Source organism: Streptomyces sp. AF1A (assembly GCF_047340315.1).
GTDB lineage: Bacteria > Actinomycetota > Actinomycetes > Streptomycetales > Streptomycetaceae > Streptomyces.
Genome location: NZ_JBLEBI010000372.1, coordinates 1 through 1,641, shown reverse-complemented (window position 1 = coordinate 1,641; position 1,641 = coordinate 1). Strand labels below are relative to the sequence as shown.

Here is a 1,641-nt window from a genome sequence, read left to right as displayed (position 1 = left end):
GGGGCCTGGCCGCCTCCGTCAGCAGCGCGCGCACCCGGTCCGCCGCCGGCCGGTGCGCCGGGTCCTTCTGGAGCAGCCCGTTGATCACCTCGGCCAGCGGGCCGGAGGCCGCGGCGGGCGGCGCCGGGGTCGCGTTGAGGACGGACTGCAGGGTGGCCGGGGTGTTGCTGCGCCGGAACGGCGAGACGCCCTCGGTGGCCGCGTACAGGAGCACGCCGAGGGACCACAGGTCGCTCGCCGGTCCCGGCCGCTGCCCCAGCACCCGCTCGGGAGCGATGTACTCGGGTGAGCCGACGAAGCCGCCGGTGTCCGTCAGCCGCGTGTCGCCCTCGATGTGGGCGATGCCGAAGTCGGTGAGGACCACCCGGTCGTGCCGGCCGAGCAGCACGTTGTCGGGCTTCACGTCCCGGTGCAGGACGCCCGCCGCGTGCGCCGCCTCGAGCGCGCCGAGCACCTCCAGACCGATCCGGGCCACCTCGCGCGCGTCCAGCGTGCCCTCCTGGAGCACGCTGCCGAGGGTGCGCCCGCGCACCAGTTCCATCACGATCCAGGGCCGCCCGTCGACGACCGCGACATCGTGCACGTTCACCACCGCCGGGTGGTCCAGCCGGGCCGCCGCACGGGCCTCGCGGCGCATGCGTTCGAAGGCGTTGGCCCGTTCCCGTTCGGGGAGGTGGTCCGGTACGCGCGGCTCCTTGACGGCGACCTCCCGGTCCACCGTCTCGTCCTGGGCCCGCCACACGGTGCCCATTCCGCCGTGGCCCAGCTTGGCGAGCAGCCGGTACCGGCCCGCGATGAGGCGTCCGGCGCCGGGTTCGCGGGCGGGGGCCGCCTGGGCCGGCACCGCCGGGTGACCGCCGGGCTGCGGATGGTGCGGGGCCGGCTCCTGCCGCTGGGCCGGGTGCGGCCGCGGGGCCGACTCGCCCTCCGCTCCCTGCGGTTGCGCGTGCGGCGTCGGCGGTTGCAGCACAAAACTCGTCGTGTCGTCGGCCTCCCGGCCGACTCCCCCGTCACTGCTCATGACTCATCCATATCGCGCCCTGCACCCCCGCAGCCACAGGGAACCCGGAGCGGTCACGAACCCGTGACCGAGAAGGTGTCCACCGCGACGTCGAAGTACTCCCGGGCCTCGCGCACCTTTCCCACCGGCGCCGACACCCACACGTCGTACATCCGCCCGCCCTCCTCCCAGCACAGGTCGTAGGTGTGGCGCGGGCCCTCCGCGGCGCTGAAGCCGTCCCAGGTGAACTCCCAGAGCGCGGCGGGGTGTCCGGCGTGCGTGGTCCGGGTGACCCGGCCGTCGCGGTAACCGGGGTTGGTGGACGGCCCGTCGGCGGCCGAGCGGTTCATCACCGCCTCGGGGCCGCCCGGTTGGGGCGCGGTGGACTTGATGCCGAGGCGGAACGTCTGCCCGGGCGAGAGGTAGAACACCCGCTCGCCCTGCGGACTGCGGGTGAAGCCGTCGGGTACGGCGAGCGAGAAGCCCGCCGGATCCCGGGCGGTGCGATAGCCGGAGGGCGCGGTACGGGCGCCCGCGGGGGCTGACGCGGTGGCCGCCGGGCGGGTCGTGGTGCCCGACGGGGACGGAGTCGTACTCGTGCGGGTCCCGGTCGCCGTGCCGCCCGGGCTGCCGCCGCCCCC

Annotated in this window: 1 protein-coding gene and 1 pseudogene; both read right to left on the bottom strand. The window is 75.7% G+C overall.

What is annotated here, in order from left to right:
* Positions 1 to 1,021, bottom strand: a 1,021-nt coding sequence (locus ACLU3S_RS36925; protein ID WP_413956343.1) for a serine/threonine-protein kinase, incomplete at its 3' end; no start/stop codon positions are given.
* Positions 1,022 to 1,074: 53 nt separating this feature from the next.
* A pseudogene (locus ACLU3S_RS36920) lies at positions 1,075 to 1,641 on the bottom strand (serine/threonine protein kinase); the annotation flags it as partial.